Consider the following 24,226-nt stretch of genomic DNA (forward strand, 5'->3'; position numbering starts at 1 on the left):
AGAAAAGAAAATTTTCACAAATCCAGAAACTATTCATAGATTTCTAAAACGATCTTATCTTTTCCATGAGTCTCAAGAAGATATACAGATACATATTCGTTATACTGGATGTTTTTTATGGTAAGGGCTTTGTAAGTTGGCTCTATAGGGAAATCTCTACCACCACGGTCTACCAAAACAGCAAGTTCTATTTTCTTTGGTCTACCTATGTCTATTAAAGCATCCATCGCCGCTCTGATGGTTCTTCCAGTATAGATCACATCATCTACCAGGATAACGATCTTATCTTCAATTGAAAAAGGGATCTCTGTCTTTTTTACCTCAGGATAGTTGGTAATCCTGGTCCAATCGTCTCGGTAAAGGGTTATATCTAAATAACCTACAGGAAGTTCTATGTTGGTCTTTTCTAAGATAATATTTTTCAACCTGTTTGCTAAAGGGGCTCCCCCTGTCTGAATACCGATAAGAACTACTTTTTCTAATAAGGGTTGTTTTTTTATGATTTGGTCAGCAAGCTTTTCGACAAGTTTTTGAATTTTCTTAGGCCCTGCTATTACTTTTTTAATTTTTTGAGATAAAATGGCAGTATTCATAAAATTTAAAATAACTCTTATTATCTATTTTGCAAGAGGTAAGAGATGGTAAGCGAAATAACCTATAGGGTAATCTATGGGGACACAGACAGTGGAAAGGTTATGTATTATGGCAACTATCTAAGGGTGATGGAAATAGCAAGAACAGAGTTTATCAGAAATAACGCAGGTATTAGTTATAAAGAGATAGAAGAAAAATACAAACTTTTACTTCCTGTAGTAGAAGTATATGTTAGGTATAAACATCCTGCTTTTTATGACGACCTTTTGGTTATAAAAACTCAGATCAAAGAACTAAAACTGCATAAAATTACCTTCGAATACACCATTAAGAAGGAACACCTATTAGTAGCTGAAGGTTATACAGTTCATGTTCCCATCAACCATCAAGGTAAGCTTATAAAATTTCCAGAAGAGCTTTTCAACCTGCTTAAAAATTTAGTATAAAAAACTGTAAAGAGGGGGCAAGGTTTCAGATGAAGATGAACATAGGTATAGTGGGATTGCCTAACGTAGGGAAGTCTACCATTTTTAATGCCTTGGCTCAAACAGCAAAAGCTGAGGTTGCTAACTATCCTTTTTGCACCATAGACCCTAACGTGGGGATAGTTAATGTGCCTGACCCAAGGCTATATGAGATAGCTCGGTTAGAAAAAAGCAAAAAAATCACCCCTGCTACCATAGAGTTTGTAGACATAGCAGGGCTGGTAAAAGGAGCCTCAAAAGGGGAAGGACTTGGCAACCAGTTTTTATCTCATATAAGACAGGTCTCGGCTATAGCTCATGTAGTCAGATGTTTTGAAGACCTTGACATCGTACATGTAGAGGGTTCTATAGACCCTGTAAGAGACGCAGAAATCATAGAGTTAGAGCTTATTCTTGCAGACTTGCAAACCATAGAAAGACGGTTAGAAAAAACTGCGAAGCTTGCTAAAAATGATCCAAAAGCTAAGGCTGAGCTTGAAACCTTAGAAAAGGCTAAAACCCTCTTAGAAAACTTTAAAACTATAAGGCCTAACCTAAACCTTTTTTCTCCGGAAGAAAAAATCTTTTTAGAAAAGGCACTCTGTCTTTTAACGGTTAAACCTTTGATGTACATCGCTAACGTCTCAGAAGAATTTCTCCCAGAAGGAGAAGGAAACAGTTATGTAGCTAAGCTAAGAGAAAAGGCCCAAAAAGAAGGAACTCCTTTGATAGTCATCTGTGGGAAGATAGAACAAGAGCTCGTCGAACTTTCTGAAGAAGAAAAAAAAGAATTTTTAGAGGCCTTAGGTCTAAACGAACCAGGGCTTCACAAACTAATAAGAGCAGGCTATAAACTTTTAAACCTTATCACCTTTTTTACCGCAGGACCTAAGGAAGCCAGAGCCTGGACCATAGCCAAGGGGACTAAAGCTAAAGAAGCTGCCGGAGAAATTCACTCTGACATAGAAAGAGGTTTTATCGCGGCTGAAGTCATTAACTATACAAAATACATAGAAATAGGTTCCTTCCAGAAAGCCAAAGAGTTAGGAGCTGTTAGATTAGAAGGAAAGGACTATGTTATAGAAGATGGAGACATCGTATACTTTCGCTTTAATGTTTAATTTTAATATTTATCGTATTTTTAACTTGATTTTTTATTGTCTTGTGATTATTTTGTAAAAAAATGTAATTATCATGTGATGTTAACAGAACTTTTTGAAAGGTTTACTCCTTATGAATGGATAGTTTCTAATCAAAAAGGGGGGTATGCGTTAGGTTCTGCCTTTTTAGTTAATCTGAGAAAGTATCATGGACTTCTGATCGCAGGTTATGAAAAAGGAAAAAGAATTCATCTGGTTAGTTCAGCTGAAGAACAGGTCTTTTTCCCTTCTGGACTAAGTTATTTTCTCGATACTAACTTTTACCGAGATACCATTTTTCCAGAGGGATTCAGGCTAATAAAAGCCTTTTTCTTTAGACCTTTCCCTCAATTTTATTTTTTCTGTCCAGAAAGTAAGGACTTTTTCTTGAAAAAAGAAATCAAAATGCATCCTCTTAAAAACCTGGTAGTTATCTCTTATGAAAACATAAGCTCCTATCCTTTTCGAATAGTAATAAGACCTAAGTTTAGTTTTAGAGACCATCACAGGGTTACCAACAAAACCGAATGGGAAAAGGAATTTGTAGAGGTAGACGATAACCCAGGTATGGTGGTAAAAGAGCCCTTCTCTCTTTTTGTCTATCTTTCTAACGGTAGTTTAACCAGAGAAGACCTTTTCTATTATCAAGTGTTTTATCCTATAGAAGAAATCAGAGGTTATGAGGCTACTGAAGACCTTTATGCCCCTTTTAAGATAGAAGCAGAACTAAAAACTAAAGAAAGTTTTAAAATCGTGTTTTCTGATGAACCTATAAAGGATTTTGAAATGATTTTGACAGAGGTTGAAAGAAGATACCAAGGACTACCTGTCCTCATCCCTAACAAAAAAGAGTCTTTTTCGCGAAAGGAATACCTAAGGATTTTAAAAAAAATGGTGGAAGATTTTCTGCTTGAAGAGGACATAATCGCCGGATTTCCTTGGTTTTATTGCTGGGGAAGAGACACCTTCATAGGTCTTCCTGCGGTTTTTTATTTAAAAGGAGGTAAAGAGAAGGCTTTAAAGATTTTTAAAAAATATGCCAAAAGGATGGTTAACGGGCTTATCCCTAACGTGGTAGGAGATGAACAGGAAACCAACTATAATTCAGTTGATGCCTCTCTGTGGTTTGGGTTAAGGATTTTTCAGTTTTTAGAAACCTTTCCTGAGGTTTTAAAATCCTCTGAAGGAGAAACGTTGCTTTTAGCCGTAAAAGAAGTGATTAAAAACTTCTGCACCAACCCAGATCTCCCGTTTTTACTGGACCATAAGGATGGATTTATCGAAATCTTACCTCAAACCAACAAAGCCTTAACCTGGATGGATGTGGTGTTAGACGGAGTACCTGTAACCCCTCGGTATGGGAAACCCATAGAAATACAGGGTTTATGGTATAACCTTTTAAAGTTTGCAGAAAAATACTTAGAAAAGTCTTTTTTAGAAAAATTTAGGGTCTCAGAACTGATCAGTTTACAGGAAAAAAACTTTATCAGATTTTTTGATGGTAAGGTCTGGGCAGACAGGTTGTTTAACGATGAACCTGTTTTTGAAATCAGGCCTAACTATATTATCGCCCTTTCGTTGCCTTTTGACATCACAGACAAGCCATCTCTTCTTAAAGGAGTTGAACTGGCTAAACAAGAATTAGTGACTCCTTTTGGGTTAAGGAGTCTCTTACCCAAAGATCCTTCGTTTAGGAGAAAATACTTTGGAACTCAAAGGATGAGGGACCTTGCCTACCATAATGGGACAGTCTGGGTGTGGCTCATCTATCCTTATGCTGAAGTGTTAAAAAAGGCTTATAAAGAAGACAAAGAAGGGCTTAAAAGGGAGCTTGAAGGATTGGTGAGAGTTTTTAGAGAAGGAATATGTAGAGGTAAAATGGGAAGTATTCCTGAGTTGTATGATGGCGAAAATCCTAAATATCCTAAGGGTGCCCATGCTCAATTTTGGTCTGTAGCAGCTGTTTTTTTGGTAGAACAGATGATAGAGGGGCTTAAAGTTTAGCTTTAAAAAACTTTAAGAAGGAGCCTGAACAATGAAAGTTTTGATGTTAACCTGGGAATATCCTCCGTTTATAGTAGGTGGGCTTGGGATGGCCTGTTACGGGCTTTTTAAAGCTTTAGCTGAAAAGGGAGTAAAAATCTACATGATTCTCCCTACCAAAGAAAAAGTGTTTTTTGAGATCTCTTCTGGCTGGGAGGCAGACTTTCCGGTAGCTAAGAGCCATTACCAAAAACAACTAAAGCCTTTGCCTTTGAAGTTTTATCAAATAGGTTATTTAGCCCCCGAAGGGGCTTACTTAGACACCTTAAGACTGTTTTCTTATCAACCTGAAAACACCATAAACTTTTTAGAAGAAAAAAAGCCGTTAACTCCGATTTTTGAGGAAGTTTTAAAAAGGATAGAAAATCTACTTAATAAGAAGAATCACACGTTATCCCGGGTTCAAAGATATCTGCAAAACGTGTTAGAGGTTGCCAAACATTTAGAGGTTGACTTAATCCATGCTCATGATTGGATGACCTACCCTGCAGGACTCTTTCTTAAACACCTTCTCCAAAAACCTCTGGTTGCTCATGTGCATGCTACGGAGTTTGACAGAGCGATCGGATACGGACATCCGGTAGTCCATGAGATAGAATACTTAGGGTTAAATTTGGCAGACCGAGTAATCGCGGTTTCTAACTACACAGCTCAGGTGATAAAAGAACATTACAAAGTACCTGAAGAAAAGATTCGGGTGTTATACAATGCTTTTACCGTTTATACCAAAGAACCCAAAAAGACAAAAAAATTTAAAAGTCCGGTGATTTTGTTTTTAGGAAGATTAACCCCTCAGAAGGGTCCCAAGATTTTTTTAGAAATAGCCAAAAAAATCCTTAGGCAATATCCTAAGAAAGTAAGGTTTTTGATCGCTGGTGCAGGAGAAATGGAAAGAGAACTTATGTTTGAAGCTGCAAGCGAAGGTTTTGGCACCCAAGTTTTGTTTACCGGTTTCCTTACCAGACAAGAGGTAGAAGAAGCCTTAAGTTTAGCAGACATAGTGGTTATGCCCTCGGTTTCTGAGCCCTTTGGGATCGTAGCCTTAGAAGCCATGTATTTTGGCTGTGCCCTTATCATCTCCAAACAATCAGGGGCTTCAGAAATCTTAGAAAACGCTTATAAGGTCGATTTTTGGGATGTTGACAAAATCGTAAACATCATCGTAGACCTCTTAAAACATCCAGAAAAACTAAAAAACCTTCAACAAAAAACTAAAGAAGAAGTCAAAACGATTACCTGGGATATAAGAGCCGAAGAACTGATAAAAATCTATGACGAACTTTTGATAAACTAAGTATGCTTTATATTATATTTTACTTTCAGGTGCATCAGCCCTTTAGGGTCAAAAATTTTAATGTTTTAAAAACAAAATCAACAGTCGAGTATTTTGACGATAGCCTTAACGCAGCCATATTTAACAAGGTAGCAGAAAAGTGTTATCTTCCTGCCAACGCCCTTTTTAAAGAACTGATAGAAAGGTCTGACGGAAGATTTAAGGTCTCTTATAGTCTGACAGGCACGTTTATAGAACAAGCTAAAAAATTCCGTCCTGAGGTTTTACATTCCTTTTTAGACCTGGTAAAAACCGGGGCGGTAGAGCTTCTTAACGAAACTTACTATCATTCTCTTAGCAGCATCTTTGATTTAGACGAATTTATAGAGGAGATAGAAGAACACGCGGAGATCATCAAAAAAGAATTTGGGATGCTACCTACTACCTTTCGTAATACCGAGTTAATCTATTTTGACAAAATTTCAGACTTACTTTTTGCTACCATGCCTCAGATAAAAACCATCCTTATAGAAGGGGCTGACAAGATTTTAAAAGGAGAATCTCCTCTTTATCCCAGGGTCTCTGCCAATCATGCCCATCTTTTGCTACTAAAACATTATAAACTTTCAGACGACATTGCCTTTAGGTTTAGTGATAAAAGTTGGGATGAATATCCCCTTACCCCTAAAAAGTATTTGTCCTGGATAAAAGACTTGATGCTAATAGAAAAAACAGGAAAGAATCTCTATTTAAACCTTTTTATGGATTATGAAACCTTTGGAGAACATCAATGGGCTGAAACAGGAATTTTTGATTTTATAAAAGAGTTTGTACTTTTAGCTTTAAAGGAAAAAAATTTACAGTTTCTATGGCCTTCTGAGGTAAAAGATACCTTAAACTATACTCCTACCCCTATCTCTGTTCCTAACCCAACTTCCTGGGCAGACACCGAAAGAGACCTTTCTGCCTGGCTTTCTAACCCTCTTCAATGGAATGCCATAAAAACTTGCTATGAGCTAATCAAAAAAGCCAAAGACCAGAAACGGTATGATCTCCTCTCTATTCTTAAAAAACTTTCTACCTCAGACCATTTTTACTATATGTGCATCAAATATTTTCAAGACGGAGATGTGCATAAATATTTTTCTCCCTACTCTTCTCCAGAAGAAATTTATCGGTATTATATGAATATATTAGCAGAAATAGAAACCCAGTTGGAGGGATAAAAATGCCTTTCAAAAAATTTTTTGTTTATCCTTCTATACCGAAGGAACTTGAGAAACTTTCAAAAATTTCTAAAAATCTCTGGTTTTCCTGGAACTATGATGTTCTTTCTTTTTTTTATAAAATAGACCGAGACCTTTTTAGACAAGTTGAACATAATCCCTTTAAACTTATCTACTACCTTCCTAACATAAGGTTAAAAGCGTTGGCCCAAGACCAGACCTTTCTTATGGATTTAGAGGACCTCTGGGAAGCATTTCAAGAACATAAAGAATATGTACATCCAGAAGTCAAAAAACATCGTATAGATCCAGAAGACAAAATAGTTTATTTCTGTACCGAGTTTGGGCTTCATCCTACTTTGCCTTTTTATGCAGGAGGATTAGGGGTTTTAGCCGGGGATTTTTTGATGGCTGCTTCAGACTTAGGACTTCCGATGATAGGGGTAGGTCTTGCATATCAACATGGCTATCTAAAACAAACCATAGACCCTAACCAAAAAACACAAACAGAAAATCCAGAAATTTTAGACCTGTTTTTAAACTTTTTAGAGGAGGTAAAAAACCCAGATGGAACCCCTATGATGTTATCGATAAGCCTTATGGGGGTAGAGGCTAAGCTTAGGGTATTTAAGTTAGAAGTAGGTAAAGTAGTTGGTTATTTTTTGGATACCACCCATCCTGAGAATCCTGAAGAAATAAAAGAAATACTTAGATATCTCTACCCAGGGGAAATAGAAAAAAGGATCCAACAAGAGATTATCCTTGGTATCGGAGGATATAAATTACTGAAAGCATTAAACCTTAACCCCAAGATATATCATCTTAATGAAGGTCATTCTGCGTTTGTCCTTTTAGCAAGATTAAAAGATTTATTGTCTCAAGGATTTTCCTTAGATGAAGCCATCATGCTTATCAAAGAGACTACTGTTTTTACTACTCATACACCTGTTATTGCAGGTAATGAGCATTTTCCTAAAGAGTTGGTTAAAAAATATCTTTGGGAAGAGTTAGAAGAGTTGGTTGAACTAGCCAAAAATGAAAATATTATTCTGGAATTCTATAAACAAGGCACCCTAAAGGAAAATCCTGAAATTTTCTGGTTACCTGCTTTAGCCATCAACTATTCCTCTAACGTAAACGCTGTTTCTAAACTTCATCAAAAAACCACCAAAAAGATGTGGCATCCCCTTTTTCCCGAACTACCAGAGGAAGAAGTTCCCATAGAGTATGTAACCAACGGTGTTCACTGGAGATGGTTAAGCGAACCTTTCTATCAACTTTTTAAAAAGTATCTTGGAGCCAATTTTATCTATATGTCTCCTGAAGATTCAACCTGGGAGGAAATATTAAAAATCCCAGACGAAGAAATATGGGAAGCCCACAAAAAAAACAAGTACAGACTTTTAAACCTTATCAAAACCCAGTTAAAAGAGGAATCTTTTAAGCTAAACCTCTCAGAAGAAAAACCAAACTATCAACCTCCTAAAGCCCAAGACCTTATCATAGGTTGTGCTCGAAGGATGACTGGTTATAAGAGAAACTCTCTCATCCTATATCATAAAGACCAGATACTAAACCTTTTAAAAGAAAAAGACATTGTGCTGGTGTTTGCAGGTAAAGCCCATCCTAAGGATGTAGAAGGTAAAAACATAATCCGTGAGATTTTAGAGTTTAGAGAGACTTATAAGCTTTATCATAAGATCATCTTTTTAGAAAACTATAACCTTCATTTAGCCAGATATCTTATTTGGGGGTCAGATGTTTGGTTAAATACCCCTTTAAGGCCTATGGAGGCTTGCGGGACTTCAGGGATGAAGGCTGCCATGAACGGGGTTTTAAACTTAAGCGTTCTTGACGGATGGTGGCCAGAAGGATACAACAGGCTTAACGGTTGGGCTATAATCCCTAAGGAAGGATTGCCACTTTATAACCACTACGAAGCTAATCAAATATATACTCTTTTAGAAAAAGAAATCTATCCTCTCTTTACTGAAAGAGACGAAGACGGGATCTCAAGAGATTGGGTAAAGATGATGAAACAAAGCATGTACATAACTTGTAAACAGTTTTCTACCAACCGTATGCTCCTTGAATACATAGATAAATTTTATTCACCCATCCTAGAAAGACTAAAACATCTTTCTCAAAAAGATTTCTCCCTTCTTAAGGCTTTAGCAGAAGAAAAAAGAATTTTGACTGAAAATTGGGAAAACATAAAATTTATAGAGGTAAAAGAAAATTTAGAAAAAACCTTCCTACAGGATGGCCAAGAAGTAAGTGTATCTGCCAAAGTCTTTTTAGGTAGCCTAAACCCTGAGTTAATAGAAGTACAGTTGGTACTCATAGAGGAAATAGCTTGTGTATGCAACTTAGGGGAAGAAGAAGAGAAAGAAAGGTATGTAAGATGCTTTCCCCTTAAGCTGATAGAGTTTAAAGAAGGGGTTGGGGTCTATCAAAAATCTTTTCCTCTTTATGGACCTGGACTTAAAGCTTATAACTTTAGGGTAGTTCCTAAAAACTTTTATCTTAGAAAATATTATCCCAACTTGATTAAGTGGACTTTTTAATTTTTATGATTATAATTTTATTTTAAATAGCCTTTTAGGGAGGGGTTATGGAAACCCTATTGTATCTTTTGATTCTTTTCGTAGGCGTTTTAGTAGGTATAGCTATTTATATCTTTTTTAAGGTTAATCAAACTTTAGACCGTGTAAACCTAAGGTTAGAAGAACTATCTCCTGTTTTAAAAAATCTTAAAGAAACCACCGAAAAAACCTCAGAGACCTTAGACACAGCTAAACAAACTATCTCTAACCTAAACGAACTTATAACCGGGCTTAAAATCATTCCCAACATCCTTAAGGAATTAGGAGAAAGTATTAAAGATTTCGAGACCTTTTTGAAAAACCAGACAGAGATTGTTACAGATGAAGTAAAAGAAATTTCCAATAAGTTAAAAATTAACTTAGAAATTGCAAAAAACAACTTAGACAACATAAAAGAGGTGACCTCTCAGGCAAAAGAGGTGACAGAAAAGGTTAGCCATAGTTTAAGCCCTATGTTTAACTCTCTTGCTGAGTTTAGTCAAACCTCTAAACTCGTTTTAGACCAGATAAACCACCAGATTAAAAAGGTCTATGTAGAGGGGAGTTCTCTAATTTATGGAGCTAAAGAGCTAATACAACAGATAAAAAAGATAATTCCTCTTCCTAATTTAAAAAAATAAACCCTTTAGGGTTAATATTTAAAAATTTTACAAAAAGGAGGTGGATTATGGAAGGGAAAAAAACTACGGTTTTATTAGCTTTTCTTGGTGGGGTGGTAGTAGGGGGGATTGCAGCCCTTCTTTTGGCACCAGCCAGTGGTTCTGAGGTTAGGAAAAAGATAAAGGAAGAGATGGACGAAGCCTTAGATAAAGTTAAAACTGAAGCTGAAGCTTTAAAATCCAAGGCAGAGGAAATCACTTCCAAAGGAAAAGAAATCATCGAAAGTAAAAAAGAAGAGCTTAAAGAAGCCGTAGAAAAAAGCAAAGAAACCTTAAAAGAAAAGAAAGAAGAATTAGCCTCTAAACTCTTAAAAAAAGAAGAGGTTTAAAAGACTTTTTTACCAATTAAACTTAGACTTTAAAATTTTTAGATAATTTTTCTCTGGTAAGGTAAGAATTCTAAGAGGTTTTGGGGCTTTTTTAAAACGAAGAGGTTGATCTTCCTGCACTACTAAGTTAATCTGTCCGTCGATGAGAAGATGAACTTCTTCGTTCTCCCCTTTCCCTTTTTTGTTTAAGATTACCACGGTTTCAAAGTTATCTGGAATAACAAAGGGACGTAGGTTTATTTTAAAAGCACAGATCGGTGTGCAGACAAAAACCTGTGCCTCTGGATGGATAACCGGGCCTCCGGCTGAAAGGTTATAAGCAGTAGATCCGGTTGGGGTAGAGATGATCAACCCATCACCAGGGATGGTAGTAAGATGATAGCCCTCAACCTGCAGGCTCAAATATATCACCTTACCCAAAGGACCTTTCATGATAGCCCCTTCGTTTAGAGCAACAAAGGTCTCATTCTGATAGGTAATCTCAAGAAGCGTTCTTTTTTGAATTTTAGCCTCTCCTTCTTTGATTAGCCTTAAAAGATATGGTAATTCTTCTAAAGAAACCTCGGTTAAAAAACCAAAATTTCCCAGATTAACCCCTATCAAAGGAAGGTCGTAAGTATAGGCAAAGGGCACAGCCCTTAGGAAGGTGCCATCACCTCCTAACACCAGGATAGCATCAAAGGTTAGGACCTCTTCTTTAGAAAGTTCTGAGATTCTTTCTAAAGGAAGCAGAAAAAACTCTTTTGAGTTAATCTTCTCAAAGATTTGCGGAAGTTTTTGCGGGTCTTTTAGTAGATAAAAGAATTTGGACATGATATAATTTTATTCTTAAACCTTGAGAAAAGCAATAACCTTGATTAAGGTTTATAAACCTCAAAAAACCTTAAAAAAACCCTTAGAAACCCAATCAAACAAAAATTTTCCTTAACCTCTTGACATTTTTTAAAGATTTTTTATTATAGTGTTTAAACTTAAATAGGTTATTCTTGTCTTTTTAATCGGGACGTAGCGCAGCTTGGAAGCGCACCCGCTTGGGGTGTGGGGGGTCGGCGGTTCAAATCCGCCCGTCCCGATTTTTTTTATTGGGATACTGAAAAACTAAAAAACCGGGCACCTTGCCTGGGAGGAGGTGAAATATGAGTGCAGTACAAACCGTTTGTCAGGTTGAAAGGTTGAATAGCTGCCCTACCCAGCAAGGTGCACTCAAACGATGTGTTTGGTCCTATCATATCATCGCTGAGTTTTGGGGCTCCCCTTTTGAACTTTTGGCTGAAGCTCCGGTGGTAGAACAAGCTCTAAAAGAAGCCATAGCTACCAACGGTGCGTTAAAAGAAATTTCTGCGGTAAGTTACCAGTTCCAGCCTTTTGGGGTTTCTGCTCAGGTTAATTTAGGTTGTTCTCATATCTATATCCACACCTGGCCAGAAAGAGGATATTCTGCCTTAGACATCTTAGCAGAAAATAAAGAAGAAGCCCACAGGATATTGTCTAAGCTTCAGCGTAATCTTCGTCCTCAAAACGTCTATATCGCTGAGTTTGCAAGAGGACTTTCTCAGGATACTTTATCAGAGGGAGGAGAAACTTGACTGGAAGTTTTTGGTGGAGAGAGAAAATCTTTAAAGACTTCGGACATTCCTACAAAGTTGAATTAGTCTTTGAAGAAAAAGGGTTACAAGAAATACAAATCTTTAAAAATCCCTCTTGGGGCTATCTTTTTGTTTTAGATGGAATCGTTCAATTTACAGAAAAAGACGAATTTATATACCATGAGACCATAACCTATCTTCCTATAAGCCTCCTCCCCACCCCCCCTGAAGAGGTTATAATAGTTGGAGGGGGGGACGGAGGAGTTCTAAGAGAACTTCAAAAAATCCCTACCCTTAAAAAGATCATTCAGTTTGAAATAGATACCCTGGTGTTTGACTTATGCCAAAAATACTTTTTTAAAATTTCTGGAGATTATGCCGACCCAAGGGTCAACTTAGTGATCAAAGACGGCTATTTAGGGCTAAAAGAGAGTCCTTCAGAAGGATTTGATTTGGTAATCGTTGATTGTACTGACCCTGTTGGACCTGCTAAAACTTTATATACTGTTGAGTTTTATCAAGAGGCTTCAAGGGTACTTAAACCTCACGGGTTTTTTATCCAGCAAGCTAGTCTACCGATTTATTTCCCTCACATCATAAAAGAAGCCTATCCCAAAATTTCTCAAGTTTTTCCCTATGTAAAGATAGTGCGTTGCTATGTTCCTTGCTACGGAGAAGAGATTGCCTTTTTCTTGGCTACAAAAGAGCCAAAAGACTGGTTTAACCCTAAACAACTAATTTCTGGTAAATACTATCATCCTGGGTTGAATCCCTATTATTTTTCTTTACCTCAGACTTGGTTAGAACTTCTAAAATAAAGGGCCCTTTAGTTTGAAAATCACCGGAGGCTATTTAAAAGGGCAAAAGCTTTTTCTTCCTCCACCTAAGGACTTAAGCATTCGCCCTTTAAGAAGTAGGATCAGGAAGTCTCTTTTTGACCTTTTAGGACAAGACCTTTCTGGGTCTAAAGTGTTAGACCTGTTTTCAGGGACAGGAGCTCTTGGAATAGAAGCCCTTTCAAGAGGGGCGGATCTGGTTTTTTTTGTAGACTTTAGCGACTTAAGCCTTTCTCTGATCCGTAAAAACTTAGAAAAACTTAAACTTACAGAAAAGGCCTTGGTTTTAAAACTTAAACTACCAGAAGGTCTATCTAAGCTTAGCCAAGCCTATCTTAACATTAAATTTGACTTAGTCTTTATTACCCCACCTTATAAAACGGGGCTGAGCCTTAAAACCCTTAAGGCCTTACCTACAGAAATTTTAGACCAAGAAGCCATAATAATGGTAGAAGAAGCTACAGGAATACCCCTACCAGAAAAAACCGACCAATTTGTCTTGATCAAAGTCAAAACCTACGGAGAAACCACTCTGTATTTTTATCAGCCTGTTATTCCAAACACAGAGGAGGACTCTTAGGGCCTGGAATCTGAGTGCCTCGAAAATTCAAAAAACTCCTTATTCGGTAGCAGGTCTTCCTAACGTCTGATAGTTTTTCAAAAAACTCTTCTTTTCTCACATAAAAGCTCTCAACCTTAGAGCCAGAAGTTTTTTCTACCTCATAAGAGAGAGGATAATCTATAGAAAGGCCTTCTATGTCTTTTTCTGGCTTTTTCCAGGTTAAAAGCACCACGTTTTCTGGTAAAACCTGAAAAGAAATGTTCTCAGGGAAAAGAGGAGGGTTATGCCAGTATAAATATCCAGGAAAATCAAACCAATCGGTCTTAACTAAAAAATCTTTTTTTATTTTAATCCTGTATTTATATCTATGACGATGTTTAACCTGATAGTCATGATACACGTATAAATTCCCTGCAGAATGAAGTTTAGGGGAAAGTTTGATTTCATAAATTTTAGGTTTAGCCTTAGGAGAATCTAAAGATATCTCTTCTTTTTCTATGATAAGAGAACTAATTTTTACCAACGGATAACCTCCCTTGGTTTCTGTAGGGAGATAAACTATCAGGTCAAAACCTGCTTCTGTAGGTTTTACCTCAAAAGAAAACTCTTTAGGAATACTTTTAGAGGGAGGTAGAGGAGGATTTTTTTTCCCGCAACCAGCTAAAAAAAATACCAAAAAGATAAAAACCATCCAGAAATACTTTTTCATGTTTACTCCTTTTATAAAAACTTTATTTTTGCTATACGATAGGCATGACATTGAAGGTTTACAGCTACCGGAAGACTGGCAATATGACAAGGATAAGTCTCTATATGAACGGCTAAGGCGGTAGTTTTACCTTTTAAACCCAAAGGGCCAATCATAAGAGAATTTATCTCAGATAAGAGCTCCTTTTCAAAATTAGCTATCTCTTCTTCAGGATGAGAAGCTCCAAGGGGTCTAAAAAGTGCCTTTTTGGCTAAAATGGCTGCCTTTTCAAAGGTACCTCCTATACCTACCCCTACGGTTACAGGAGGGCAAGGATTAGGACCGGCTTTTTTTACAGTTTCTACTACAAATCTTTTTATTCCCTCTATACCTGCTGAAGGAGGTAACATAGCAAGGGCACTCATGTTTTCGCTGCCACATCCCTTAGGAAGGAGATCTATTTCCAGAACCTTACCTGGGACTATTTCATAATGGATTACCGCCGGGGTATTGGTTCCGGTGTTTTTTCTGGTAAGCACTTCACATACCGAAGCCCTAAGCAATCCTTCTTTGTATGCTAAAAAAAGACCTTCGTTGATAGCCTTTTCTAAATTTTTTATATACACCTCCTCTCCGATTTTAACCCAAACAACCGGAATACCTGTGTCTTGGCAGATAGGAAGATTCTCTTTTTTAGCGATTTCTGCGTTTTCTATCAACACCTCTAACACCGCTTTAGCCAAAGGTTCGGTCTCTTCGTCTAAGGCTTTGGTTAAAGCCTCTAAAACCTCTGAGGGGAGGCTTTTGCAAGCTCTTATGTAGGCCTCTTTTACCTGATTGACTATCTCTTGGTAGCTAATCTCTTCACTCATAAATCCACCCCTTAACCCTATCTAACACATAAAGACTTTCAGAAATCCTTTCTCGTAGAGTTGGGCTTTTTTCTATCTCGGTTTTAATCTCAAACAGATAGTAAGATAGCTCTTTAAAATCTCCACAAAATATAAGAAGGTTGTGTCCACTTGCCAAACTTAAGATAATCCTTTCAGAAAGTTCCCACTTTCCTAAGGCTCCCATGTTTAAATCATCGGTGATGATACAGCCTTTAAACCCAAGGTTATCCCTTAACAGCTTTATTGTTTTTAAAGAAAAGGTAGCTGGTAAAACGTCTAAGCTTTTTACTATCAGGTGGGTAGTCATAAAAAAAGGAACTCCCTTTTCAGCAAAAAACCGGAAAACTTCAAGGGAAAAAGAATTAGTCTTCTCTTTTTCAGGGAGATCTTTATGAGGGTCTATGGTAACCTCATCTAACCCTGGAAAATGTTTAACACAGCAGAAACACCCCTGTTTTTTATGTTCTGAGATGAAAATCTCTCCTAAAAATTTAACCAGCTTAGGGTCGTTTCCCAAAGTACGAGACCTTAAAAACTCTGGGGCCTCCTCTTCTGCTAAATCTACTACAGGAGCAAGGTTAAGGTTAAGCCCTTTTTCAACCACTGCTTTCGCAAGACTTTGAGCCCAATTTTTTACCAACGATAGATTTTTATTTTTTTGATAGTTTAGACTGATCTCCAGAGGAGAAGGGAATTCTCCAGGTATACGATAAACCTTTCCCCCTTCTTGGTCTACAGCTAAAAAGTTAAAACCATCTACCGAAGTTTTTAATCTATTTAAATACTCTGAAAAATCTTCCTGAAAATGTTCTTTAAAAAAAATAAAATTGATAAACTGTAGGTCTCGATAAAGTTCCTTTTCTTCGGCAGAAAGGCTACCTGGTTTTACTAAAAAAACCTGACCTATGGTTTTAAACATGGCGATTTTTTAACCTAAATAATCCTGAACAATTTTTATAACCCTTTCTATGTCTTCGAGGTTAGTATATCTACCTAAGGAAAACCGGATGGTGCCTTGAGCTATTTCTTCAGGCACTTTTAAAGCAATCAAAGTATTTGAACCTTTTCGGTCATGGCAGGCAGACCCGGTAGAAGCACACACCTCTGGGAGGTCTTCCAAGATTTTACTCCCTATTTTACCTACGAAAGAAACAGTTAAGGTATTGGGAAGAGTTTTCTCAGGAATCCCGTAGCGGTAAATTTTTGGATAAACCTCTTTAAGACCCTCATAAAGGGTTTCTCTTAAGTAGATAAGTCTTTCTGCCTCAAAACTTACGTCTTTTTTAGCTATCTCTGCTGCTTTTGCAAGAGCAGCTATAAGTCCTACCGGTTCTGTCCCAGGTCTTATCCCTTTTTCTTGTCCTCCCCCTAAAAAGAGAGGGGATAGAAAAACTCCCTTTTTTATAAACAACCCTCCTATTCCCTTAGGTGCATACATCTTGTGACCTGCAAAGGATAGAAGATCACACCCTATTTTTTTAACATCTACCGGTATCTTACCTACAGCTTGACAGGCATCGGTATGAAATATTATTTCCCTTTCTTGACAAATCTTAGCAATTTCTTCAACCGGTTGGATGGTACCTATTTCATTGTTGGCTAACATCACAGAAACTAAAAAGGTATTTTTCTTAATTCTTTTTTGAACTTCTTCAGGGTCTACATAACCTTGGGGATTCACAGGCAAAAAATCTACCTCAAATCCCATTTCTAACAGCCTTACTGCTGGATTTAACACCGAAGGATGCTCAAAGGAACTCACCAAAATATGACCCTTTCCTTTTGCAAGGGCTACTCCTAACAAAGCGAGATGGTTAGACTCTGTGCCTCCTGAGGTAAAAATTATTTCTTCAGAGGAGACATTTAAGAGGCTTGCTACCTCTTCTCTAAATTTTTCAAGGGCTAACTTAACCCTTTTACCTAATACATGAGCAGAACTTGGGTTAGCGAACTCTTCTGAAGAATAGATGTTAAACGCATCTAAAACTTCTGGCAAAACTGGAGTAGTAGCGTTATAATCTAAATATATCTCTTTTGAGTATTGCATAAAATTTAGTTTAAACTATTTTATAAGGATTACAACCAAAACAAACCTACCCTTGTTCCGTGTGTTTTTAGTAAATAGCAGTTTAAGAGAAAAATTTTAAGAGGTGAAAAATGCTTTATTTTTTGGAAAATGGGTGCCCTAACTGTAAAGGGATAGTCTCAGATGAAAGACTTGGTAAAGGAATTCCTTGTGAAAACTGTCTTCCCGAAGGAAAAATACCTTCAAATCCCTCGATCTTAAAGATTTGTGAAATTTTAGAGAAAGAAAAAACTTTAAAACAGTTAAAGATCTTTGGAGAAGTAGAAAAACAAGTTTCTAATTTTAGTAAGTTGTTTAAAGAAATCATCGGGGCTAAACCTTCTTCTTTACAGATAAACTGGGCTAAGAGGTTATTTTTAGGGGAATCTTTTGCTATCATCGCCCCTACAGGAACTGGAAAATCAACCTTTGGTCTTATTAGTGCTCTTCTTACCCCCAAAAAAGCCCTTATTATCGTACCTACCAAAATGCTGGTCAATCAGATAGAAACCAAGCTAAACGACTTTATAGATAGAACCTCCTCCCTCGCTTTAAAGAAAAAAAGAATTCTAGCCTATACCGGGCAAAAAAAAGAAAAAGAAATCTTAGAAAAACAGAATTTTGATGTGTTTATCTGTACTTCCGCCTTTATGCATAAAAACTTTGAAATCCTTAAATCTTTAGACTTTTCTCTTATCTTCGTCGATGACGTAGATTCTTTTTTAAAAAGCAGTAAAAACGTAGACAACTTGTTTTTATTACTGGGGTTCTCTGAAGAAGAGATAAAGCTGGCTTTAAAGAGAGATAAAACCGAGGAAGACTATTCTGAGCTTTTAAAAATCAAAAAAAACCATCGAAGTACTCAAAAACAGCTCATCATCTCCTCTGCTACATTAAAACCAAGAACCAACCGAGTCCTTCTTTTTCAAAACTTGCTTGGGTTTGAAATAACACGTTTTGTCTCCACCCTAAGAAAGGTAATCGACACCTATCTTGACGTCGGAGAACCAAGAGATATACAAAGACTTTCTGAAGAAGCGGTAAAATTGATAAAAGCCTTAGGTAAAGGAGGGCTTGTTTTTGTAGAAGAATCTTATGGAAGGACTTACGTAGAGAAGTTTACAGAACAGCTCAGAGAAAACGGTGTAAAAGCGATTTCTTACTTGGAGGTCAGTGAAGAAGACCTTTTAAATAAGTTAAAACAAGGAGAGGTAGAGGTTGCAGTAGGGTTATGTCATCTTGGCAACCCTCTGGTCAGAGGATTGGATTTGCCTGAGATTTTGAGATACGCAATCTTTTTAGGGGTACCTAAGCACGTTTTCCCCCTTACTAAAAACGAAGAAAGTTTTTCCCTCTCTTTCGCCCCCCAATTTTTGTACAGTTTGCTTTTATCTCTTATGCCTCTTTTTAAAGACGACGAACGGATAACCGCCTTATCACATGTAAACTACCTTAGAAGATTTTTAACCTTAAGAGAAGAAGACCTCCCTAAGTATGAAGGGTTGTATAAAAAGGTATTATCGATCAAGGAATTTATAGAAGAACGGCTCAAAAACCCCGAGTTTATAGAAAAACTTAAAACAAACGAAGAAGTCTTTTTAGAACGGGATGAAAACGGAAATTATCATCTTATCGTAGGAAACGCTTCTTCTTACCTCCAGGCTTCAGGAAGGGTTTCAAGGCTTACTACTAAGGGTCTTATGCCAGGTCTTTCAGTTATCTTGGTAGACAGCTTTAAAGCTTTAAACAGCCTTAAAAAAAGGCTAAAGTTCTATTTAGGTGATGAGGTGGAGTTAAATGAGGTGACCTTTGAAAAAATAATCGAGCTTGATACCCGCATAAAACAAGAAAGAGAAAAAATTTCAGCTGAAAAGATAGATTTTAAGAACTACCTTCTTATCGTAGAATCCCCTCATAAAGCCAAAACCATAGCTAGCTTCTTTGGAAAACCCTCGGTTAGAAGGTACACCAACCTATGGGTTTATGAAATACCTATGGAAAACACCCTACTTTCTGTATGTGCTTCTTTAGGACATCTTTATAACCTTTCCAGAAAAAAGGGCATATTTGGGGTTTTAAAGGATAACGGAAATTTTTATCCTGTGTTTAACACCATAAAATTAGACAGAGAAAAAGGAGAACAATATGTGGATGAAGAGGAGATAAAGGATAAAGAAAACATCTTTGACAAAGCTGATATCATAGATGGACTTAGAATCCTTAGTTTTTGTGCAGATCAAACCTTTATTGCCTCAGACCCTGACTCAGAGGGAGAAAAGATTGCCTATGACCTTTACATTAACCTGAAACCCTTTCAAAAAAACATAAAAAGACTTGAGTTTCACGAGGTTACGTCAAGGGCCCTCAAAAAAGCCTTTGAAAATCCTCAAGAAATAAACCTTCCTCGGGTTAAAGCCCAGTTAGCCAGAAGGGTGGCAGATCGTTGGGTAGGGTTTTCTCTTTCTCAGGAATTATGGAAAGTTTTCCACAAAAACTATCTCTCAGCAGGTAGGGTGCAAACCCCGGTTTTAGGATGGGTAATAGAAAGAGAAAAACTAAGTAAGCAACACAAATATCGAATAAACTTTACGATAAATGAATATCCCCTTTTTATCGAGGTAGAAGAAAAAGAAATTGCAGAGAAATTAGAACAACACCTACCTCAGGCTAAAATTACCTTAGAAGGCCAAAAAGAAGATGAACTTTCTCCACCTCCTCCTTATACCACAGACACCATACTGGAAGAAGCCTATAATTTCTTCAGGTTTTCTACCTCCTATACCATGTCTCTTTTGCAAGAACTCTTTGAACTCGGTTTAATCACCTATCATCGAACAGATTCAACTCGAATTTCAGACGTAGGACGGTTTCAGGTAGCTAAACCTTATATCTCAGAACATTTTGGAGAAGAGTTATTCTATCCGAGAGAATGGTTTAGTGAAGGAGCCCATGAAGGTATAAGGCCTACCCGTCCCTGGGATGTAGAAGAGCTAAAACTAAGGGTAGCTCACGGGTTGATTTCTTTTAAAAAATATAGGGATAGTTTCAGACTTTACGATCTTATTTTTAGAAGATTTATAGCAAGTCAGATGAGAAAAACCAAGGTCTTAAAAAAGAACCTTAAGGTAGTTCTTTCCTCTTTAACCTGGGAAGAAGAGGTGATAGTAGCCATACTATCAAACGGTTATGATTTAGTTTGGACCAAGCCCCATCTCTTTCCTGTTTCCTCTTCTTTTACCATAGACAACATTAAGTTACAAAAAATACCTAAAGCTTTTCTTTTTAATCAGGGATCTCTGATACAGGAGATGAAAAAAAGAGGTTTAGGTAGACCATCTACTTATGCAGAAATCGTTTCTACCCTTCTTAATAAATATTATGTTTATGAACTGAAAAACGGAGGACTTGTTCCTACAGCCTTAGGAAAACAGGTATACGAATATCTAAGGTCAAGGTTTGAAAACTATGTATCTGAAGAGTTTACCAGAAAACTTGAAGCCTTTATGGACGAGGTAGAAGAAGGTAAAAAAGATTGGGTAGAAATTTGTTATACCCTTTTGCCTCTTCTAAAAGAATTGAACATCATCTTGTAAAATTTAAAAATGTTATTAGGTTGTTGTTTTTTTTGTTTTTTTAAGTATACTTTTTTTAAACTATAGCTTTCCGGGAGGAGCTTGATGAGATTTAAAAATGTTATTTTTGGTTTTTTGTTAGCCATAATCTTGTATATAGCTATTTTCCGAACTTTACTTCCAGAAAACAGTTTAGTTTTTAGTTTAGCCACTTTTGTCTATTTTGTTGCGGCTTTAATTTATTTTATACATTGGGTTTTTAAGTGGGATTGGGGAGGATTTGTAGGTTCTACCATTGGTTGGGCTGGGTTGTTTTTAAACCTCGCGGCTTTTTTTATTAGATGGTATCAAACCCATCAAGCTGGCTTTGGCTACGTTCCTCTTTCCAACCTTTATGAATCTTTGGTCTTTTTTGGACTATGTATTGCATTAATTTATCTTGTTATGGAGTTTAAATTTCCTTCTAAAGCCTTAGGAAGCATTACCTTTACTTTGACTGCTTTTATCATGGCCTATGCCTCTCTTAAAGCTCCTGCTGAAATCAAGCCACTTCTCCCAGCCCTAAAAAGTAATTGGTTGATAGCCCATGTAGTTACCTGTTTTTTGGGATATGGGGCTTTTGCCGTTACCTTTGGTCTAAGCCTGTTTTATCTCATCGGAGCTAATAAAACTCTCTCAGCCTCTTTGCAAGTTTCTTTAGAACATTTTATATATAGACTGATGCTTTTTGGTTTCTTTTGGCTTTCCTTAGGTATTATCACCGGATCTGTTTGGGCGGAGCAAGCTTGGGGAAGCTACTGGAGCTGGGACCCTAAGGAAACCTGGTCTTTTATCACCTGGCTTATCTATGGCGGAGCCATCCATCTTCGTTTAATAAAAGGTTCTAAAGATTGGGGTGGAAAAAAACTTGCCTGGCTGAACATCATTGGGTTTGCCTCTGTACTTTTTACTTATTTTGGAGTAAACTTTTTATTATCAGGATTACATAGCTATGCAACTCCAGGCTCATAAAACTGGAGGGGATTTAAGATGTTAGTAAAAAAATGGATGACTGAACATGTGATTACTTTAGAAGAAGAGGAACCTATAACCAGGGCTATTCAACTTTTAAAGGAACACCAAATACGAAGGATTCCCATAACCAGAGGAGGAAAACTGGTAGGAATTGTTACCCAAACAGACATAAAAGAAGCCACCCCACCTCAATTTGCAGGGGTTGACCTAAAGGAACTATATGACCTTTTTTTAAGCCTAAAAGTAAAAGACATCATGACCCCAGACCCTATCACCGTATCTCCAGAAGATACCATAGAAAAAGCTTCTGTCCTTATGCTTGAAAACAAAATCTCTGGACTTCCGGTAGTTAATGAAAATAATTATGTTATAGGGATTATCACTCAAACAGACATTTTTAAACTTTTTGTTCAACTAACTGGGGCTTATTTCAGTCCTTATCATGTAGCCCTTTATGTAAGCTCACCCTGTCAACTTCCTGAGATTTTAGAAATTTTTAAGAATTTACAAATAAATATTTATACCATTTTTTGCTGGAGAGACGAACTTTGTATAGATGATACCTGTAAAAAAAGAGTTTTTATTCGTTTCCAAGCGGTTGAAGAGGCTAAAATAAAGGAAGCTTTAGAAAAACTTGGGGCTAAGTTTGAAATAGCTGAGTTTAAAAAGGATGATATAAAAGATATACCCAAAAAACTGAAAGAAGAAAAAGAACTATTGATTTTCTAAATTTTCTAAATTTTCTTGATTTTCTAAATTTTCTTGATTCTGGGGCTCTATATATACAAAGAACCCTTGAGGTTTATGACTGGTTCCTTTCATTACGCTTAACCAAACAGGACAAGCAACCCTTCCTCCTGTTTCCCCTCTTTCTAACGTCTTACCTGAATCATAACCAACCCAAACACCACAAGTATAGGTAGGTGTAAACCCCACAAACCAAGCATCTCTATATTCCTGGGTAGTACCGGTTTTTCCAGCTACCGGCACACCCAATCCCCTGGCACAAGTTCCTGTTCCATAAAGAACTACTGCCTGTAGGAAATCATTCATTATAGAAGCAGTGTAAGGAGAAATTACCGGTTTAGTTACCACATCAGTCTTGTAAATAGGGGTTTTAGCAAACAAACTATCTCTCACTTCTTCTATAAACTTAGGTTTTACCATACGACCTAAGTTAGGGAAAATGGTAAAGCTCCTTGTGAGCTCTATCGGAGTTAATTCATAAGAACCAAGGGCTATACTATAATTAAAATCTTTAGGGATGTTAAGTTCTAACTTCTGGACCATATCATAAATCTTTTCTCTTCCTAACATCAAAGCAAGCCTTACTGCTACTACGTTTCTTGACTTGGCTAAGGCATCCCTTAAGCTTATAGGACCTAAATACTGCCCATCATAATTTCCAGGTGACCAATCTTTGCCCTGGTCGCCTCCAGGAAGAGTTATAGGTTCATCTGGAATTAAATCCTCTGGAGAGACTACTCCATCTTCAATAGCCTTAGCCCAGATAAAAGGCTTAAACGCAGACCCAGGTTGTCTTTTAGCTAGAATAGCTCTATTATAAGGAGAAGCCAAATAGTTTCTTCCTCCGATAAGAACCCTTACTCCTCCGTTTTTGTTTTCCATACAAACTACTGCTATCTCTGGAGGTTCTCTGTTCGTAAACATACGACTAAGAGTGTTCATAAGGTTTTTATATGCCTTCTTTTCCCATTCTAAATCAAGGGTGGTATAGACTATCAGCCCACCCTTATCTAAAACCTCCGATGGGAATAATTTTTTAAGTTCTTCTTTTACCACGTCTAAGAAGTAGGCTGCATAAACAGGAATGTTAACATTTTTAGGGTTTAAATGTATAGGTTGAGATGAAATAGCCTGAGCTTTTTCAGGAGAAATAAAACCTACCTCTGCCATTCTTTTAAGCACATAGTTTCTTCTAGCTATAGAAAGATTATAATTTTGAAGGGGATTATATTTAGAAGGGGCTGCCGGTAAACCTGCCAAAACCGCTGCCTCGTTTAAGTCTAACTCCCAGACATGTTTGTTAAAATAAGTAAGGGCAGCAGCTTCTACTCCATAAGCCCCTCCCCCTAAGTAAATATGATTCAAATATATGGTTAGAATCTGATCTTTGGTTAGATGCTTTTCAATTTGCCAGGCCAAAAACATCTCTTTGATTTTTCTTCTAAGCGTCCTTTCAGGAGAAAGAACAAGGGACTTAACTACCTGTTGAGTAATGGTACTACCGCCTTGGACTACCTTACCATGAACGATATTTTTGTAAAGTGCCCTTAATAAACTCCAAAAATCTATCCCTTTATGTTTATAGAAATTAGCATCTTCTGCAGCTAAAAAAGCTTGGATTACATGAGGAGGGATTTTATCTATAGGTACAAAAACACGCCTTACTGGACCGATAAAACCTACCAGATTTCCGTGAATATCATATACTAAATTTGTTTGTTCTGGTTTGTAGTTTTTAAGTTTAGAAATACTTGGAAGACTAACCTTAAGATAAATAAAACCAACAGCTAAAAATATAGAGAAGGAAAGAAAGATCGATAAAACCAAAATACCTGTCAACTTAAAGACAGAATTCATAAAAATTTATTATACCTTGATTTTTGATTTTGAGAACTTTTTAAAGATTTTTAAAGATGAAATATAGGTATAA

At 36.9% G+C, this 24,226-nt stretch carries 21 protein-coding genes and 1 tRNA gene; 15 read left to right on the top strand and 7 right to left on the bottom strand.

Annotated elements, in window-relative coordinates:
- Positions 1–29 precede the first annotated feature (29 nt).
- On the bottom strand, positions 30–593 hold the full coding sequence (gene pyrR, locus H529_RS0103745) for a bifunctional pyr operon transcriptional regulator/uracil phosphoribosyltransferase PyrR (RefSeq protein ID WP_022855217.1): 564 nt from the start codon (positions 591–593) through the stop codon (positions 30–32).
- 45 nt (positions 594–638) lie between these two features.
- On the opposite strand from pyrR, the gene H529_RS0103750 reads away from it, so the two are divergent.
- From H529_RS0103750 to H529_RS0103785, 8 genes are all read left to right on the top strand, one after another.
- Entirely contained in the window at positions 639–1,040 is a 402-nt protein-coding gene (locus H529_RS0103750) for an acyl-CoA thioesterase (RefSeq protein WP_022855218.1), read from the top strand.
- Positions 1,041–1,075: 35 nt separating this feature from the next.
- Positions 1,076–2,179 (top strand): redox-regulated ATPase YchF, encoded by a 1,104-nt coding sequence (ychF, locus tag H529_RS0103755; protein ID WP_022855219.1) that lies wholly within the window; start codon positions 1,076–1,078, stop codon positions 2,177–2,179.
- A gap of 78 nt (positions 2,180–2,257) precedes the next feature.
- Positions 2,258–4,201 (top strand): amylo-alpha-1,6-glucosidase, encoded by a 1,944-nt coding sequence (locus tag H529_RS0103760; RefSeq protein ID WP_022855220.1) that lies wholly within the window; start codon positions 2,258–2,260, stop codon positions 4,199–4,201.
- Positions 4,202–4,232: 31 nt separating this feature from the next.
- A complete protein-coding gene (locus H529_RS0103765) occupies positions 4,233–5,534 on the top strand; it encodes a glycosyltransferase family 4 protein (protein WP_022855221.1) in 1,302 nt (433 codons plus the stop codon).
- 2 nt (positions 5,535–5,536) lie between these two features.
- Positions 5,537–6,739 carry a glycoside hydrolase family 57 protein gene (locus tag H529_RS0103770; RefSeq protein ID WP_022855222.1) on the top strand — a complete coding sequence of 401 codons (1,203 nt, stop codon included), beginning with the start codon at positions 5,537–5,539 and terminating at the stop codon, positions 6,737–6,739.
- A 2-nt stretch (positions 6,740–6,741) separates the two neighbouring features.
- On the top strand, positions 6,742–9,306 hold the full coding sequence (gene glgP, locus H529_RS0103775) for an alpha-glucan family phosphorylase (protein WP_022855223.1): 2,565 nt from the start codon (positions 6,742–6,744) through the stop codon (positions 9,304–9,306).
- A gap of 47 nt (positions 9,307–9,353) precedes the next feature.
- Positions 9,354–9,965: a hypothetical protein gene (locus tag H529_RS0103780; RefSeq protein ID WP_022855224.1), complete on the top strand. Its 612-nt coding sequence runs from the start codon at positions 9,354–9,356 to the stop codon at positions 9,963–9,965.
- Positions 9,966–10,012: 47 nt separating this feature from the next.
- On the top strand, positions 10,013–10,333 hold the full coding sequence (locus H529_RS0103785; RefSeq protein ID WP_022855225.1) for a YtxH domain-containing protein: 321 nt from the start codon (positions 10,013–10,015) through the stop codon (positions 10,331–10,333).
- Between the two features lie 9 nt (positions 10,334–10,342).
- Here H529_RS0103785 and H529_RS10025 read toward each other — a convergent pair whose 3' ends face one another.
- A complete protein-coding gene (locus tag H529_RS10025; RefSeq protein WP_051132405.1) occupies positions 10,343–11,146 on the bottom strand; it encodes an NAD(+)/NADH kinase in 804 nt (267 codons plus the stop codon).
- Positions 11,147–11,332: 186 nt separating this feature from the next.
- On the opposite strand from H529_RS10025, the gene H529_RS0103800 reads away from it, so the two are divergent.
- The 4 genes from H529_RS0103800 to rsmD all read left to right on the top strand — a co-directional run bounded on the left by H529_RS0103800 (position 11,333) and on the right by rsmD (position 13,335).
- A tRNA-Pro gene (locus tag H529_RS0103800) sits at positions 11,333–11,406 on the top strand.
- A gap of 63 nt (positions 11,407–11,469) precedes the next feature.
- The gene (gene speD / locus H529_RS10030; RefSeq protein WP_022855227.1) at positions 11,470–11,919 is read left to right on the top strand and encodes an adenosylmethionine decarboxylase; all 450 of its coding nucleotides are present in this window, start codon (positions 11,470–11,472) and stop codon (positions 11,917–11,919) included.
- A complete protein-coding gene (locus H529_RS0103810; RefSeq protein ID WP_022855228.1) occupies positions 11,916–12,737 on the top strand; it encodes a spermine/spermidine synthase domain-containing protein in 822 nt (273 codons plus the stop codon). Before speD ends, H529_RS0103810 begins: the two co-directional genes overlap by 4 nt.
- A gap of 13 nt (positions 12,738–12,750) precedes the next feature.
- Positions 12,751–13,335 carry a 16S rRNA (guanine(966)-N(2))-methyltransferase RsmD gene (gene rsmD / locus H529_RS0103815; RefSeq protein ID WP_022855229.1) on the top strand — a complete coding sequence of 195 codons (585 nt, stop codon included), beginning with the start codon at positions 12,751–12,753 and terminating at the stop codon, positions 13,333–13,335.
- Here the strand turns inward: rsmD and H529_RS0103820 are convergent.
- From H529_RS0103820 to H529_RS0103835, 4 genes are read right to left on the bottom strand one after another with little or no spacing between them, the layout of a single operon-like run.
- Complete coding sequence (locus H529_RS0103820; protein WP_022855230.1) at positions 13,307–14,026, bottom strand: LptM family lipoprotein; 720 nt, start codon at positions 14,024–14,026, stop codon at positions 13,307–13,309. The two genes, rsmD and H529_RS0103820, sit on opposite strands and share 29 nt — an antisense overlap.
- Positions 14,027–14,037: 11 nt before the next feature.
- Positions 14,038–14,877 carry a fumarate hydratase gene (locus tag H529_RS0103825; protein WP_022855231.1) on the bottom strand — a complete coding sequence of 280 codons (840 nt, stop codon included), beginning with the start codon at positions 14,875–14,877 and terminating at the stop codon, positions 14,038–14,040.
- The gene (locus H529_RS0103830) at positions 14,870–15,817 is read right to left on the bottom strand and encodes a glycoside hydrolase family 3 N-terminal domain-containing protein (protein WP_022855232.1); all 948 of its coding nucleotides are present in this window, start codon (positions 15,815–15,817) and stop codon (positions 14,870–14,872) included. Before H529_RS0103830 ends, H529_RS0103825 begins: the two co-directional genes overlap by 8 nt.
- A 9-nt stretch (positions 15,818–15,826) precedes the next feature.
- A complete protein-coding gene (locus H529_RS0103835; protein WP_022855233.1) occupies positions 15,827–16,945 on the bottom strand; it encodes a cysteine desulfurase family protein in 1,119 nt (372 codons plus the stop codon).
- Positions 16,946–17,055: 110 nt separating this feature from the next.
- On the opposite strand from H529_RS0103835, the gene rgy reads away from it, so the two are divergent.
- The 3 genes from rgy to H529_RS10035 all read left to right on the top strand — a co-directional run bounded on the left by rgy (position 17,056) and on the right by H529_RS10035 (position 22,278).
- Complete coding sequence (gene rgy, locus H529_RS0103840; RefSeq protein WP_022855234.1) at positions 17,056–20,556, top strand: reverse gyrase; 3,501 nt, start codon at positions 17,056–17,058, stop codon at positions 20,554–20,556.
- An 84-nt stretch (positions 20,557–20,640) separates the two neighbouring features.
- Complete coding sequence (ccsB, locus tag H529_RS0103845) at positions 20,641–21,546, top strand: c-type cytochrome biogenesis protein CcsB (RefSeq protein WP_022855235.1); 906 nt, start codon at positions 20,641–20,643, stop codon at positions 21,544–21,546.
- A gap of 18 nt (positions 21,547–21,564) precedes the next feature.
- Positions 21,565–22,278, top strand: a complete 714-nt coding sequence (locus H529_RS10035) for a CBS and ACT domain-containing protein (protein WP_022855236.1) — start codon at positions 21,565–21,567, stop codon at positions 22,276–22,278.
- Here the strand turns inward: H529_RS10035 and H529_RS10040 are convergent.
- Positions 22,264–24,153 carry a transglycosylase domain-containing protein gene (locus H529_RS10040; protein ID WP_022855237.1) on the bottom strand — a complete coding sequence of 630 codons (1,890 nt, stop codon included), beginning with the start codon at positions 24,151–24,153 and terminating at the stop codon, positions 22,264–22,266. The two genes, H529_RS10035 and H529_RS10040, sit on opposite strands and share 15 nt — an antisense overlap.
- Positions 24,154–24,226 lie beyond the last annotated feature (73 nt).

Source organism: Thermodesulfobacterium thermophilum DSM 1276, assembly GCF_000421605.1.
Lineage (GTDB): Bacteria > Desulfobacterota > Thermodesulfobacteria > Thermodesulfobacteriales > Thermodesulfobacteriaceae > Thermodesulfobacterium > Thermodesulfobacterium thermophilum.